The organism is Pseudalkalibacillus berkeleyi (assembly GCF_021608225.1).
Lineage (GTDB): Bacteria > Bacillota > Bacilli > Bacillales > Fictibacillaceae > Pseudalkalibacillus > Pseudalkalibacillus berkeleyi.
On sequence record NZ_JAKIJS010000001.1, the window covers coordinates 2,431,109 to 2,446,970 of the forward strand.

At 37.9% G+C, this 15,862-nt stretch carries 15 protein-coding genes; 4 read left to right on the plus strand and 11 right to left on the minus strand.

Annotation, left to right across the window (positions count from 1 at the left end; translation table 11 throughout):
- Window positions 1–29: 29 nt before the first annotated feature.
- Complete coding sequence (locus L2716_RS12795; protein WP_236335833.1) at window positions 30–1,088, minus strand: HD-GYP domain-containing protein; 1,059 nt, start codon at window positions 1,086–1,088, stop codon at window positions 30–32.
- Window positions 1,089–1,275: 187 nt separating this feature from the next.
- Here L2716_RS12795 and cls point away from each other — a divergent pair, with 187 nt between their 5' ends.
- Window positions 1,276–2,778, plus strand: a complete 1,503-nt coding sequence (cls, locus tag L2716_RS12800; protein WP_236335835.1) for a cardiolipin synthase — start codon at window positions 1,276–1,278, stop codon at window positions 2,776–2,778.
- A gap of 84 nt (window positions 2,779–2,862) precedes the next feature.
- Window positions 2,863–3,144 carry a hypothetical protein gene (locus L2716_RS12805; protein ID WP_236335837.1) on the plus strand — a complete coding sequence of 94 codons (282 nt, stop codon included), beginning with the start codon at window positions 2,863–2,865 and terminating at the stop codon, window positions 3,142–3,144.
- Here the strand turns inward: L2716_RS12805 and L2716_RS12810 are convergent.
- Entirely contained in the window at window positions 3,141–3,980 is an 840-nt protein-coding gene (locus tag L2716_RS12810; RefSeq protein ID WP_236335839.1) for a hypothetical protein, read from the minus strand. The two genes, L2716_RS12805 and L2716_RS12810, sit on opposite strands and share 4 nt — an antisense overlap.
- A 173-nt stretch (window positions 3,981–4,153) precedes the next feature.
- Complete coding sequence (gene opp3b / locus L2716_RS12815; RefSeq protein ID WP_236335840.1) at window positions 4,154–5,083, minus strand: oligopeptide ABC transporter permease; 930 nt, start codon at window positions 5,081–5,083, stop codon at window positions 4,154–4,156.
- A 110-nt stretch (window positions 5,084–5,193) separates the two neighbouring features.
- On the opposite strand from opp3b, the gene L2716_RS12820 reads away from it, so the two are divergent.
- Entirely contained in the window at window positions 5,194–5,544 is a 351-nt protein-coding gene (locus L2716_RS12820; RefSeq protein WP_236335842.1) for an SgrR family transcriptional regulator, read from the plus strand.
- A gap of 140 nt (window positions 5,545–5,684) precedes the next feature.
- Here L2716_RS12820 and L2716_RS12825 read toward each other — a convergent pair whose 3' ends face one another.
- From L2716_RS12825 to L2716_RS12855, 7 genes are all read right to left on the minus strand, one after another.
- A complete protein-coding gene (locus L2716_RS12825; RefSeq protein WP_236335845.1) occupies window positions 5,685–7,055 on the minus strand; it encodes an aldehyde dehydrogenase in 1,371 nt (456 codons plus the stop codon).
- 309 nt (window positions 7,056–7,364) lie between these two features.
- Window positions 7,365–8,921, minus strand: coding sequence for a flotillin lipid rafts scaffold protein FloT (gene floT, locus L2716_RS12830; protein WP_236335847.1), 1,557 nt, complete (start codon window positions 8,919–8,921; stop codon window positions 7,365–7,367).
- Window positions 8,922–8,943: 22 nt separating this feature from the next.
- Complete coding sequence (locus tag L2716_RS12835; protein WP_236335849.1) at window positions 8,944–9,486, minus strand: NfeD family protein; 543 nt, start codon at window positions 9,484–9,486, stop codon at window positions 8,944–8,946.
- An 8-nt stretch (window positions 9,487–9,494) separates the two neighbouring features.
- Entirely contained in the window at window positions 9,495–10,184 is a 690-nt protein-coding gene (locus L2716_RS12840) for a PspA/IM30 family protein (protein WP_236335851.1), read from the minus strand.
- 149 nt (window positions 10,185–10,333) lie between these two features.
- Window positions 10,334–11,425 carry a Ger(x)C family spore germination protein gene (locus L2716_RS12845; RefSeq protein ID WP_236335857.1) on the minus strand — a complete coding sequence of 364 codons (1,092 nt, stop codon included), beginning with the start codon at window positions 11,423–11,425 and terminating at the stop codon, window positions 10,334–10,336.
- Window positions 11,422–12,528 carry a GerAB/ArcD/ProY family transporter gene (locus L2716_RS12850; RefSeq protein WP_236335859.1) on the minus strand — a complete coding sequence of 369 codons (1,107 nt, stop codon included), beginning with the start codon at window positions 12,526–12,528 and terminating at the stop codon, window positions 11,422–11,424. The genes L2716_RS12845 and L2716_RS12850 overlap by 4 nt, the downstream gene beginning before the upstream one ends.
- The gene (locus L2716_RS12855; RefSeq protein WP_236335861.1) at window positions 12,521–14,029 is read right to left on the minus strand and encodes a spore germination protein; all 1,509 of its coding nucleotides are present in this window, start codon (window positions 14,027–14,029) and stop codon (window positions 12,521–12,523) included. The genes L2716_RS12850 and L2716_RS12855 overlap by 8 nt, the downstream gene beginning before the upstream one ends.
- A 128-nt stretch (window positions 14,030–14,157) precedes the next feature.
- Here L2716_RS12855 and L2716_RS12860 point away from each other — a divergent pair, with 128 nt between their 5' ends.
- A complete protein-coding gene (locus L2716_RS12860) occupies window positions 14,158–14,349 on the plus strand; it encodes a hypothetical protein (protein WP_236335863.1) in 192 nt (63 codons plus the stop codon).
- Window positions 14,350–14,372: 23 nt separating this feature from the next.
- Here the strand turns inward: L2716_RS12860 and L2716_RS12865 are convergent, their stop codons facing one another.
- Entirely contained in the window at window positions 14,373–15,848 is a 1,476-nt protein-coding gene (locus tag L2716_RS12865) for a PAS domain-containing sensor histidine kinase (protein ID WP_236335871.1), read from the minus strand.
- Window positions 15,849–15,862: the final 14 nt, after the last annotated feature.

The following is a 15,862-nucleotide window of genomic DNA, read 5'->3' on the forward strand; positions in this document are numbered from 1 at the left end:
AACCATTTTCTTCATGCTTCTATTTAGAACTAACTCGCAAAGTTTGTAATAAAGATCGAAGAGACCTTTTTCAAATCTACATAATCGTTCTCGATTTTCAAAAGTGGTCTGTGAGGAGATTCATACGGGACAAATGCAATGACCCCTTTTTCTCCACTATTTAGTACAACACTTCTGCCGACATATTGTTTCATGAGGTATCGCACAAACTCGTTTACAATCTTTTCGTTTAATCTTCCTTTATTGGCATCTATTACGAGTTGATCGATTGCAATGAATGATGACTTACCTTTTTGGTAACTACGCTCTGTGCAAATCGCATCATAAATATCCGCTATGGATAAGATTTGAACTAAAAAAGGGAGTTCTTCTTTCTTCCTTGAATCCGGATAGCCCGTTCCATCAAGTCGCTCGTGATGAGTTAATGCCCCTAAAGAAACCATGACATTTAAACTTGGTAACTTACTGAGGATTTCAAAGCCATACCTAGTATGTAATTTCACTTCCTCGTATTCAGCATCCGTAAGTTTACTAGGCTTCTTCAATATGTCATCCGGAACATGCATTTTACCGATGTCGTGTAAAATGCCCATTTTTCCAAGAAGTAAGATATCTTTCTCCGGTAAATTCAGAATTTTACCAATTAACCCCGAAATCAGACCAACATTTAAGCTATGTCGATACGTAACTTCATCACGGTCCCTTACTTCATAAATCAAAGATACAGCTTGATCCTCATCTTCCAATACCTCTTCAAGAACGTTAGAGAACTGGGTAAATACTTTATCTACACTGGCTTCTAAATTAGAGAGCACTTGATCAAAGAATTCTCTAATGCTGTGAACTGCTTGATCATAGGATTGCTGTATGCGAGGATATCCATTTGTTTCTATCTCGGTATCCATTTTAGGTGCATTCACTTGTAATACGACTTGTTCTTCTTCTCCTTCAAAAAACCAATCATGATTTTTCAACATGTCAATGTGAGCACGATTCACCTTTGTTCCTTTACGCAACAGTAGTATTCCTTTTTTGGAATGGACATTTTTCTCCAAACATACGCCTTCATTCAACTCGCGCTGATTCATCAGACACTCCCCTATGCCTCAATCATTTACCTTATAAAAAAACTCGAATTTTGTCATCTAATCTTATTATACATGCAAAATTATCCAACTGCTATTAAAATTTGAAGGGCAATTATTCACAATCGTTTCTTCGAGGTTAAATTAGGGTACTTTAACAATATTGTATATGAATGTGGAGGACGTATGAATGAAACGTACTAGACAATTTTTATTCAGTATTTCACTGATCATTAGTTTTGTAATCATCTTATCAACAAAGCAAAACCTCGAAGTCAAAGCCATTGCAGTGGCAGTCTATTTATCAATCATTTTATCCGTTTGCTATGTATTGATGCTTGAAAATCGATCTCCTTATAAAACTTTACTATGGATTTATGTCATATTATTTATTCCTGTTATCGGATACATCACCTTCATATACTCAGGACAGTTAGAAGTCAAAGGACATTTGTTCAAACAAAAGCGACAATCTAATTTCGAACAATCTTTAGAAGTTCAGCATGAGTATAAACCATCGCATAAATGGACGCACTTAAGTGAATCGGAAAGGGATTTTTCTAAATTAATCACTTCATTAAGTGGACAAAATATTAGTTTCTATTCTAATACCGAAGTGCTTCGAAATGGGGATATGAAATTCCCTAGATTACTCGAAGAAATCAACCGTGCTACTGACTTCATCCATATGCAATATTACATCTTCCGCTCTGATGAAACAGGTAGAGAACTCATAAATGCTTTAATATCAAAAGCACGAGAAGGTGTGGAGGTCCGTTTTATTTTCGATGGTATAGGTAGCTTAAGTTTAGAGGATCAAGATATTTCAGCTATGAAGGAAGCTGGCGTAGAGGTCCACAGTTTCTTACCCATCCAAAAAGGATTCTTTAACCAAAAATTTAATTTCAGGAATCACCGGAAAATTGTTGTAATTGATGGGAATATCGGTTTTGTAGGTGGTTTAAATGTAGGTAAAGAATACCTAGGTAAAGATGAAAAGTTCGGATATTGGCGAGATACTCATTTAATCTTACGTGGTGAAGCTTTGAGGGATCTACACCGTGTTTTCCTCCTTGACTGGAGCTATGTTCATGACGAGGAATTATTTACAGATCGTTATTTAGACGTACAGCCACATGATGAAGGTGGTGGGATACAGGTGGTGCCGAGTGGTCCTGATACTTCTCAAGGAATTATGAGCTATTTATATTTTTCTATGATCACGAATGCGAAGAAGTCTGTCTGGATTACTACACCGTATTTCATTCCGAGTAAGGAGATTCGAACTGCCTTACTGATTGCAGCTGTTAAAGGGATTGATGTTCGCCTTATGGTACCCGAAAAGTCCGACGGATTTTTAACTGAATATGCAACACGGTCCTACTTCAGTGAACTATTGAAATATGGCGTAAAAATTTATTTATATCGAAAAGGGTTCCACCACCAAAAGACAATCATTGTTGATGGGTCGTATGCTACGTTAGGTACAGCCAATGTGGACCTTCGCAGCTTTCATTTAAATTTTGAAGTCAATGTATTCATGTTTAGAACACCATCTGTTGATACGTTAATATCTCAATATGAAGAGGATTTAAACAACAGTGTAGAAGTCGACATAAATACTTATAAAGATAGAGGCCTTCTAATCAGAACAAATGAATCATTTGCACGATTATTTTCTCCCGTTCTTTAGAGCGGGAGTTTTTCAATCCCATGAAAGAATCCACTTATTACGTACATACTACAATTATAACTTCATGTAGAGGATGTGTTGTACATGTTTGGGTGGATTTTTCCTGTCGGATTTTGGTTTGCAGGAACACTAATTGCCGCAAGTCCTGGCATATTATTCAGGATGCTTGAAAAGGAAAAAGAACATTTGAGAAAAGAAGCCGCTGACACAAATTTTCGTGATCATATGGCTTCAATATTCTTTCGAGTCGAGGAAAACTTACTTAGTTCGATACCGTGGTGGGCTTTCACCTTAATTTGTTCCCTTTTAGCGATATTCTTTTTTACGTTTGGCTTTATTGCACTAAGCTTTGTATTAGCAGGCTAAAGTGTAGATTTCGCAACATTCACATACCAACGACTCGTTAAGCTTTCTCGTTCCAAGTAAAGTACTGCCTTTTCCTTCGTAAGCCCTTGACGAGTACGTACAGTCAATTCAACCGGATATTCAACAACCATCAAGCTTGTCGGTTGTTGTTTGAAACGTGGCACATCTGGATTGATAAAAAAGATCTTTCTAAGCGTACGAACATTCTTGGCGGGTCGTATTGTCTTTCTAACGATCGCATTGTCTTCTTGATTTATTCCATTTATGAAGGCGAACGCAATCTGTTCACTTGTCGCTTTATTAAGGTATTGATCTAATTTCCCAGCTGCTTTTAGAATCATTAATTGGTGTGATGGATCCTCTTTACTCGAGCTATGCGTAGTACTGTTTGGTAGGTGTATACAGAAATGTCCCGGAAAGTTGTTCGCTAATGCGCCTGCTCCATGTGGCATACCGTGCATAGAAGCTGGAATAAGATGCGATCCGCTTCGGATAAAAATCGCTCTTCGCTTCCAGCTCCATTTTCCATCATAAATAGCTTTCATAATAGCTGTATCAATAGTTGTGAGTGGTTGGACATCCGCATGCTTGGATCCTGCACGTCGTTGAACTTTAAAATATAGCCCTGTCTCATAATCAACCACTTCAAAAACACTATCTTTTGGAACAATCTCACTTGTTTCATCCCATGACTTCCATTCAATACGCTCAGGAATTTGGGTACCATCATCGAAAATTGAGGGAAGATATTCAACATTTATACTGTTTGCATATAAGCTACTCGGAAAAATAAACAAGAGCACTACACAAGAAATTAACAATCGTTTCATATTCATTCTCCGTTCGGTGAAATTCTTCTCCTCTATTGTGAGACAATTACCACCTAATCTATAACAGGTAAAATTTTGATGCGATCTATATATACACCTGCGCGCTATTGTAATTCATGCCATCCGATGAAGCCATAAAAAAACTGTCGAAGCCGAAGCTAGGACAGGTTGTCATATAACTATGATTGATCATCGCTAATTCTAATCCTTGGATCAATTAATCCGTAGGCGATATCTATTAGCAGGATCATAACAACGAACAAGAAGGAATAGAACAGGGTAGTACCCATAATAACAGGATAATCGTTTGTTGAAATAGAGCGCACAAATTGTTCCCCAAGCCCTGGTACTGAGAAGATCCGTTCAATTACGAGCGTACCTGTCATAATGCCAACGAGCATAGGTCCAAGTACTGTAACTAATGGAATCAGGGCATTTCTAACGGCGTGAACAACAACAACCTTAAGCGAACTGACCCCTTTTGCTCGAGCCGTAACAATATAATCCTGACCAAATACTTCTAATAGCTCCGTTCTCATAAACCTTGCTGCCACGGCCATCGGGAATATTGCTAATGCAATCGTAGGCAAAACTGTATATTCTGGACCTTCCCAAAAGGCAACGGGAAGCCATTGTAATTTTACCCCGATATAGTATTGTAATAATCCAGCAAATACAAAGCTCGGAATTGAGATCCCAATAACTGATATTAAGGTCGAAGAATAATCCCACATCGTATTATGACGAATCGCAGAAATAATACCTAAAATCATTCCAAAAAGACTTCCGAGAATCATTGATTGCAACCCTAGATAAGCAGATGGCCCTACTCGTTCCATAATCATTCCAGTAACACTACGACCATCAAATTGAAAGGATACCCCAAGATCGCCTTGGACTAAGTTCGAAATATACGTGACATACTGAACTGGAACAGGATCATTTAAATTATATTTCTCTAAAATGATCGCTTCCTGATCAGGGGTAAGCTTCTCCGATAAAGCTAATGGTGATCCAGGCATTAACTTCATTAAGAAAAATGTCGCAGATGCAATCACGAAAACAGTGATAATTAGGTACATTAACCTCTTTAAGATATATAATTTCATAAAAACAACCCCTCCTTTGTCTGACTTTTTTGATAGTTTAAAGTATAATGATAATTACGAATGGAAAAAAGTGATATTTTTGAAAGGAGTTGTTCCCCTTTTTTGGGTAAATGATGAGATATGGTACCTATTATCTACAATTATGTGATCTCTTCTCCACAGAAGATTTGATCGAAGTCCCATTGACGCGCTTAGCAGAAGAATGGAAAATCACGACCCGATATGCAAAAAAGATCATTCAAGAGTTACATAAACAACAAATTATCGAATGGACTCCAGGTAGAGGGCGAGGAAACCTATCAAAGCTACGGCTCTTATACGATAAGCATGAAGTAGTAATCGGATTGGCAAAGGAACATGTACGGAAACGAAAAATACAAGAGGCATTCTCTGTCATTCAAACACACGCCCCTGAAGTAAAAGAAAACTTTGTAGATTGGCTATCGGATCCATCACTATAAAAAGGTTGCCCCTTAATTCGCTTGGGACAACCTTTTTTTATATTTTTGTTCAATTCTAAAAGATGGTTACTATTAAATGGTCACTTCATGAATGAATTTCAACAATTTATTACCAGAGCAGCTCTTAATTGATTCATTACTTATTTCAACAGTTTTTTCATTATTGAAAGTCCATATTTATGAGACGGATACCTAAATTTAATATCAAACCGATTCGTTTGTTGAACGACACTCTTTTCATGTGAAAATGCATCAAAGCTCGCTTTTCCATGATAGCTTCCTGTGCCACTTTGTCCAACACCACCGAATGGTAAATACGGAGTAGCGATATGAATCAACGTGTCGTTAATACAACCACCGCCAAACGATAAGGATTCAATAATCTTTTCTTGATTTTGGTCTGTTTCTGTAAACATGTAAAGCGCAAGCGGTTTCGGGTGTGCTCGAACATTCTCGATCACTTCATCTAAATGATTAAATTCTAGAATAGGTAAGATAGGACCAAATATTTCATCTTGCATCACTGGAGCATCCCAATCGATTGAATCAATTAGTGTTGGTTCAATAGCCAACAAATTTCGATCGACCTTTCCACCTTTAATGACTCTTCCATCTACTAAATAGCGAGAGAGTCGATTAAAATGATTTTCATTAACGATTCTTGTCATTTCCTTATTGTTAAGTGGATTCTTGCCATATAATTCTTCAATCGCGTCTTCCATTAAACGAGTTAATTCATCCTTTACTTCCTTCTGAACGTAAAGGTAATCCGGGGCTATACATGTCTGCCCAGCATTCGTAAATTTCCCCCAAATGATCCTTTTAGCTGCCAACATAAGGTCTGCACTTTCATCTACGATCGCAGGACTTTTCCCACCTAACTCCAAAGTAACTGGAATCAGTTTCTTCGATGCGGCTTCCATTACGATTTTCCCAACATTCACACTACCTGTAAAAAAGATCTTATCAAAATCCTGTTCCAATAGCTTTTGACTGACCTCAACGCCACCTTCAACTACCGCAATGTAACGCTCTTCATAAAGCTCCTGAAACATATCATATATAACTTTAGATACAGTAGGGGTTAGCTCGGAAGGTTTGACAACTGCACAGTTTCCTGCTGCAATCGCCCCAATTAAGGGTGAAATTTGCAATGAGAACGGATAATTCCATGGTGCGATAATGAGCGAAACCCCGTATGGTTCTGGGTATATATAGCTCTTCGTTCCAATGTGAGTTAATGGGGTACTGACGCGTTCAGGCTTCATCCATTTCGTAATTTTATTGATTGCAAAATTAATTTCTTTATACAACATACCAATTTCAGTGGAATAGGCTTCAAACTCCGATTTATTCAAATCTTTCTTTAGAGCACCTACGATCTCTGGTTCATATCGTTGAATCGCTTTCCTTAGTTCATTTAGCTGATTGATTCGGAATTTAGTCGACTTTGTTTCACCAGAAAAGAAATATTGTTTTTGGTTCTTTATAATTGTTTCAATATTTTTCATAAACCTAAAGAACTCCTTCCGTCAATCCGTTCAAACTCATAAACATAATGTAACTCACTTTTCCTAACAGGTCAATTGATACAGATCTGACCCTCTACCACCGCAAGACAAGGAACACTTCGGCAGCGTTACATCGCACGAAGAAAATGCGAATTTCATTTTCGAGGAGTCTCGTCCCCTCATCTTCAATCAACATTAAACCTTAAGATGTCCTTTCATTACAGATGCATTGTATTCTAAAAAAAAAAGACTGACCCGAACATCGATTTTCATCAATGTCTCAAGCCAATCCTATTGCTTTTAGAAATCTTACTTTTCAGTTTTGGCGTATTCTTTTTCCTCTTCGTTTGTAGGAATGCCATCTCTTTTCCGTGTGATTTCTCTCGTTAGTTCATCCACACTTGAACGAACATTACCTTTTCCAGAGAAGTTTTCGATTAGCTCCTTCACATCTAATCCTGATGAAGCTTTAAGTGATTCTTGAAGTGTAGACATCAAGTTAGTTGCATAGCCGGTTACTTTATTGGCACCACCACCTGAACCACTTCCTGTATCAACAACAGTAATTTTATCAATGTTTGAGAGTGGACTCGCTACTTCCTTCGCGTAAGATGGAAGCATGTTCACGATCATATCAAGTATCGCCGCTTGACCGTACTGTTCAAATGCCTCAGCAATCTTTTGCTTCGCTTCTGCTTCAGCAAGTCCTTTTAGACGTATAACCTCTGCAGCCGTTTCTCCTTGTGCCCGTTCCGCATCCGCTTTCGCTATACCATCAATTCGAATTTTCTCTGCTTCTGCTCTTGCCATTGATTCGACACGGTATTGTTCTGCATCTGCTACAGCAATCTGCCTACGCTTATCCGCTTCTGCAGATTGTTCAACCGCATAACGATCCGCATCTGCCTTTTTCTTAACCTCTGAGTCGTATTGTTTTTCTCTACGTGCAATTTCTTTTTCCTCAAGTTCAATTTGCTTTTGACGCTCGATGATTTTAATTTGCATTTGATGTTCGGTAACTTCTTGCATCGCATGCGCTTCTTCCAAGTGATAAGCTTGATCGGCACGTGCTTTCGCTTTATCTTGTTCCTGACGAAATTCCGCTTTTTTCAATTCATTGATTTTTTCAGCTTCTGCAATTTCAGTAGCTCGTTCTAGCTCAGACTTCTTCGCATCTTTATCCGCTTCAGCCCGTTTTATACGTGTTTCTTTATCAGCGTCTGCAGTCGCAATGTCGGCATCTCTTTTCACTTGAGCAATTCTTGGCTTACCAAGAGATTCAAGGTAACCGTTCTTATCACGGACATCTTTAATTGTGAATGAGACGATATAAAGACCCATTTTCGCTAAGTCTTGAGTTGCGACGCGTTGTACTTCTTGTGAGAACTTCTCACGATTCTTATAAATTTCTTCCACCGTCATCGACCCTAAAATCGAGCGAAGGTGCCCTTCAAGCACTTCGCGGGCTTCGTTTTCTCTGTCTGCTTTTGTTTTTCCTAAAAATTGTTCAGCTGCGGTTGCAATCTCACCGATCGACCCACCAATCTTAATAATCGCCGTCCCATCTGCCATTACCGGAACACCTTGCTCTGTATACACTTCCGGCGTTTGGACGTCAATTTTACTAGATAGAAGACTTAACGATTCTGCTTGCTGGAAGACAGGGAGTACGAAAGTCCCTCCACCACGAACAATTTTAATTCTATTCCCTGACTCATCAATATTGACATTCTTGGACCCTAGATAACTACCAGTAACTATGAGTGCTTCGTCTGGTCCCGCTGTGCGATATTTAGAAACAAATACACCAATAAGTGCTAATAAAAGTACTGCAACAACTCCACCTACAATAAGTATTGTGCTCATATGAACCTCCTAAATTTTCTAATTAGATGTTTAAAGATGCATTTTCATACGGCGTTACGTGCAACACACCGTCTTGTATTTCTATGACCAGTATTTCTGTGCCTTCTGGGATGGGTTGGTGATCAAGACTGATCGCCGATTTTGCGATATTCCCACTGTTTCCTGAAATTAAGACCTCACCAAACCCATCTGCAGGGATAGAGATAATCACTTTACCAACTCGACCTTGAAGATCTTCAATTGAGTACGTATTTGAGGATTCTGCAGACGATAAGGGTATTAGTACAAATACATTTAGCAATGTAACAAGGAGTAACGCTGAAACAATAGCCGTGATTAAAATGAATACACTATTCAAACCCGTGATTTTCTCTAAAATATATCCTGTTCCACTTAACAAAGTGACAAAGGATAACACGAGCGTTGGATTAAAATATGTTTCCGAAAGCCCTTCGAAAACACCTTCCAGTATGTCACTCAACAAGATGTATAGGAATGTTAAGCTACCTCCGATAATCAGTGTGTAGAGATAGATGGCTTCCATTGTATAACCAAGCAGCTCCATAAGATCCCCTACTCATTAGTCGCTTTTGTTTGTTGAGCGATTTTTTCTTTCAACCGTTCTAATTCTTCGTCCATCTTTGTTTTCGTAGACATTTGCGTTAATTCATCATCAAGCGTCCTACTTGAAGCATTCAAGTCTTCACTTGTTTCCGCTTCTGCTTCATAGCGAAGCACCTTCTCTTCCATTCGCTTGAAACCTTGCTTTGATCCTTCACTGTTATGTGAGGACATGGAACGGTTAATATTCGTTCTCGCCTTCGCTGATTGTGCACGTGATTTTAGTGAGGCTTTCTTCAATTCCATATCTCTGTATTCTGATTTCATTTCTGTGAGTTTCAGCTTAAGGTCAGTCGCTGTTTTCGAAGCATCCAAGTAAAGAGATTGAAGCTGTTCCGCTTCCTCTTGGATTTTTATCTTATCTTCCAATGCTCGTTTAGCGAGATCCTCATTTTGATCTTGAAGCGCTTGCACAGCTTGTTCTTCTCGTTTCATGACCATCGATTCCGCTTCTTCCCACTTCATTTTCAAGAGCTTTTCTTCTGCCATCATTTTTGCGGTAGCTTTCTCGGCCTCTTGAATATCTGAGCCCATTTCACGTAAATATTGTTCTACCATTTTGATTGGATCTTCTGCCTTATCAATTAGACTGTTTACTTCCGAATTGACAACTGTCTTAACCCTTTTGAAAAGTTCAAACATGAACAATCCCCTCCATCACTTAATCGTTAGTTTCTGATTCATCATTCATTAGTTATTACGTTCAATAAATGTAAAAAGTTTCATATTTTTCTAAAAAAAGATATAAAAAGAGCCGATTATTGAATCAGCCCTTACAAAATATGACGTTATTAAGTGGTTGTCCCTACCTCTAGTATTTTCATATCCACTTCAACTTCTACAGGGATTTCTGGATACATCTTCTCCCAATCTTTTTCATTAAAACCTCTTACTCGTTGGCGGAGGCATGCGCCTAATCCGAGTGGATCGATATTATGCTCCTGAAAGCTTTTGATTAATTTCTTCGCCTCTCTTTCATTATATTTTTTGACAGTCTGCTCTATCTTTTGGATCATTGGCGGATCAAGTTGGTATTTGATCGTCGGAGCGTCATTGATCATTCCTGTCATCATTACTTTTATTAAGAATTTGGGATTATCTTTATCCCCCTGCATAATTATTTTGACTTTTGAACCAATACTTTCAATTACAATATAGTCTCCATCAAATTTGATTTCCTGAGTAGCTTCTTGAAAGTTCTCTTTCAGTAATGTGAAAACAAAGCTTTTTTCAAATGGAATTTTATATACATATGTACCATCCTTGAAGAAAGCAATCCCGTCTAGTTCTAGCTCTTCATTATCATTCAGTTTTAAAAAAGGAGTGTATCCGTCGATACCTTCTCCGTAATAAGCATATAAAAAATCATGTAAACTTGTTCGAGGTAAATTCGACTTCGCATTATGGTCAATCATATTTGTAATGAATTTACTAGTCGTTTGACTTTTTCCAATTCCAGCTTGAAGTATTTCTTCAGTCTTACCCTCAGTTATAGCTAAAAATATGTTTCTTCCTATCCTAGGATCCCTTGACATACTTTCAAGTGTGGAGCCGACACCTTTGGATGCTAATTCAGAACTATAAAGGACAACCTTAAGTGTCCCGATTGTTATGGGTTTAGACGTTTTCGCACTAAGCTCCGTATGAATTTGTTTGGTAGAATGAGCAACCGTTGTCAATGTCTCTTCGTTCATTTGTTCACTTTTCTCCAGGTGAGAAAAATAAGGAACAACTGCCGTTCCCCTGATCAGATCCTCACCCTCGTAATCATAACCGACCACTTGGATCAAGGAGACATCCTCAATGCTTTTTCTAGGAACACACCCTGAGAGTAATAGTAAGCACATACCTACATAAACCATTCTGATTAATCCTTTGGTCATTTTCTATTCCTCGCTTTATTAACAACCCTCTGTATGAGAAAGAGAATTGGAATATAGACTGATGTAAAATAAAACCCTGTATCTCCAACGATCCCATTTAACCATTCAACTGAAGTACGATCTTTCATTAGACCACATGCAACGACGATCATAACCATATACGCAATCAAAATGCGATTCTGACGTAAATTCAATGTCAGTTTCAAGGTACGGCTAGAAGCCCATAAGCTTAGACAAATGTTTGGTAAGATTACAAAAACATATAATGCTATCCCGAAGTATTCAAAACGAGCAATGAATGGGAACTCTACAATCTTCCATAAAGATATCGTTGACCATATGAGATGTTTCAATTGCCCTTCACTGTAATAAATGAACGATGTAATGACAGTGCCTAAATAAACAAGAATCGTAAACATGAGTCCATAGTGGGCCCACCTTTGGGATTCTTCGGGCTTTTTAAAAAAAGGATAGTAAATTAGGAGTACCTCAAATCCTAAATAAGTTAATGACATTGTCCTTGTTGCTTTTAAAATATCTGGTATCGAAGCTTGGATGACAGGATAAAGATTCTGCACATGAGAATATTGAAGTGGATAAAATTTCAATAAAAGCAATGGCAAGCCTATAATCATGCTGATAAAGCAGATCCCTGTAACGGTACGAAACCCTCCACATATGAAATAATAAGCAATCAATATGAATAAAGTGCTGAATATCCATACATTGAGCTGTTGGAAAACCCATAATTGTATCAGTTCAATAAATGTCCTTAAAACAGTGATACATAGAATTAATAGATAGATGCTAAATATAAAACTCAGCATATTACCAACGACTTTACCAAATAAGGAATGATGTATACTTACTAAGTCCCCTCCACCATCCTTTAATAATTTGTACATGATCCAAACCAATCCGTGAACCCAAAGCCCTCCAAGCAATACAGATATCCATGCATCATATCCAGCATCCAAAACGATATAGCGTTCAAATCCTAGAACACCTACGCCAACAATCATCGAAGATATTAGGAAGAATGCCATTTGTGGCGGTACCATAGAAGATGTTGGCACGGAATGTTGATGTGGCAATTTATTCATCTATATCCCTCTTCTCATTGGTACGCTTAGCATTAAATCGGACAGGATCTTCAGGTCGAGTCTGCAATGGTCTGATTGTTTGCTTGTTAAAGGGGAAACGGAAAAAAGCGTCTTTCAAGCCGCTGATCCTCAATGGATATATAGGGGCAAAGAAAGGTCTTCCCAATGATTGTAGTCGTATAATGTGGCACAAAAATATACTCATGACCATAGCAACACCAATTAACCCCCACCACTGAGCACCGATTAAAAATGGAAATCGAATCAAGCGGATAGCGTTTGCAATCTGATAAACAGGGGTCGTAAAAGATGCTAAAGCAGATAAAGCCACAATAATTAATAACACGTTACTTGTGAGTCCAGCTTCAACCGCTGCAGTTCCAATAACAATACCTCCAACGATACCGATTGTCTGTCCTACTTTAATAGGTAGTCTTGCACCAGCTTCTCTTAGTAATTCAATAGCCAGCTCTAAAATAATCACCTCTAATATAGGGGGAAAGGGTATATCGGCTCTTGATGTGATAATCGTCGCCATCAAGTCTTCAGGAATCATTTCATGATGATACGTTAAAATAGCTACATAAAGTGGTGTTGCTATAACTGAAAAGAGGACAGCAAAAAGACGTATGATTCTTAACGCCGAAGCCAGCACCCAGTTCAAATAGTAATCATCCGAAGCAGAGAAGAATTCTATTAATGTATTAGGTCCCGATAATGCATGGGGGGAACCGTCTACAAGAATGATAATTTTCCCTTCTGCAAGGGCCCCCGCTACACGGTCGGGTCGCTCAGTATCTAATAATTGCGGAAATGGTGAATGAGAATTATCAGAGATCATTTGTGAAATATAGGAACTATCAATAATCTCATCAAATTCAATTTGCTCTAGTCGCTGTTTAACAGTATTAATGTTCTCTTTGTTAGCTATGCCTTCAATATAAATAGTAGATACTCTCGTTTTCGTCAGTTTTCCGATAACGATTTCCTCTACTGTTAACTCTGGCAAAGGGAGGCGTTTTCTTATAAGATTAATATTCGTATCTAAGGATTCCACGAATGCTTCCTTAGGACCCACTACACTGAATTCAACCTCTGGAATACTTACTTTACGTGTTTCTGCGGACACAGCAGGTATGAGCAATACTCTCTCATCACTTTCCTCAAGTTGTATCATGATGAATCCACTTAATATATTTTGCAGAATCAAATCTGCGTCTTCAGTAATGACTTGATTTTGTACAGATACCTGATTCTTTATTTCTTCTAAAGATGTCATCTGTTGATCTTTGATGTCTTCAAGTATCGTTTCTGATAGAATCTTAGGCTCGACAATTGTTTTGATATAGCTGATGGTACAATTTGTTACTCCAGTAAGCTCGTACTGTACGAAATCCTTAGAATTCTTAAATGGAGAAAGGAGTTCTTGTAACGACTCACTTTCTTTTGGTTCGGTAGTTTGCTTGGACTTCCGATAACTTTTCCTCCACTTCGACCTCATCGCTTAAACCTCTCATTAATCCGAATAGATTTTATAGTTCCATCATTCACATCTGAAATGTAATGTATACAAGATGTTTAGATGACATCTGTTCAGGAGAAAATATGCCTACACGAGGAGGGATATTTTTGATATGGATTATGATTAGTCCATTCTTTTTACTTCTGTTATTTTTCGTCTTCATCTATTTCCTTTTGGATTTTTTTGCAATGTTCACCCTATCCATTTTTCTGATTTGGATCATCTTATTACCTTATGCTTTACTAGTCGTTGATGAACTGCATAGAATAAAAGCCGAAAGGAAAGCAGATCAAAGGTAAATGATTGCATACAAAAAGGTACCTTAAGAGGTACCTGATTGATAGATGGGCAATGTGATCGTGAAAGTAGTTCCCTTTCCTTCTATACTTTTAACATCTACCGTGCCATGATGATTTTGGATAATTTTATAACTAATCATTAATCCAAGACCTGTTCCTTTATCCTTTGTTGTATAGAACGGTTCTCCAATTTTTTCAAGTATATTGGGAGGAATTCCGCATCCTTCATCTTTTATTTCTACTATGATCGAGTCTTCCTGAGAATTAATATTGATATAGATATTTTGTTCGTCCTCCATCGACTCTATCCCATTTTTGATCAAATTGATGAATACTTGTTTCAATTGATTCTTCTCGCATATGATATGGGGAAGGTTTTCTTCCATTTGTAAATGGATTTGTATATTTTTCACACCAGCTTGTGTTTCCATATGAAGAACGGCTTGTTCTAAAATATTTTCTATAGAAGCTTCTTTCATTTCAATTGCTTGGGGTTTTGATAAGATCATAAATTCTGCAATAATCGCATCTATACGTTGAAATTCACACATGATTACATCGTAGTAGTCAAAGTGTACGAGATCTTCTTTTAATAGTTGTATAAAACCTTTTAATGAGGTCATTGGGTTTCTTATTTCATGACCGATTCCTGCTGCAAGTTCTCCGACGACGTGTAACGTTTCTGACTTCCTTATCGACTCTTCCATTTTCTTTCTTCCGGTAATATCTCGTAAAATAGTGAGATGGACATTCGGTAAAATATTCGCCTTTGTCACATGTTCCACGTACCTGACCGATCCATCTTTATTCGTAACTCTTGATTCGCCCGTTATTTTGCCAAGTTCAAGCAACTTCTTTAAAGAATCTGGAATTCGTTCTCTTATTTCTGGGTCTAATATTTTAAAGTGTTCTGCGCGTTTGATCTCATCAATTGAGAAGCCAAGTAGATGACTAGCAGCTGGATTCGCATCAATTGGAACACCTGTGTGGTCAAAAAGTAGAATCGCATCAAGAGCTTCTTCAAAAATGGCCTGGAATTTCCTTTCGGTTGATACGATTTCATCTTCCATTTGCTTTTTCTCAGAAATGTCCGTTGCCGTTCCGACGACTTCAATGGTTAGTCCATTAAGCTTTCTTGGTAATAAAACAACTGAATATATGGCACTTTCATATGTGACTTCTAATGTTACTTTTTCGCCATCATAAGCTTGTTTGTATTTAAGATTAAGATAAGCAGCAATTTCTTTATCAAAAAGGTCCTCAGGAGTTTTGCCAACAATTTCGTCTACCAAGATATTATTATGCTTAGCTGTTCTACCACTGAGAAATGTGTATTCAAACCTCTCATCCGCTCTCCGAATGAATTTGAACAAAACACAATCAACGTGGTGCAATACTTCTTCTACATGTGACAATTCTTCTAGAAGCTTCTGTTTCTCTGTTTTCAAAAGCTTCAACTCCGATTCTAGTTCGGACACCCTTTTTTCTGTTAGCTCCACGACATCCCCACCAA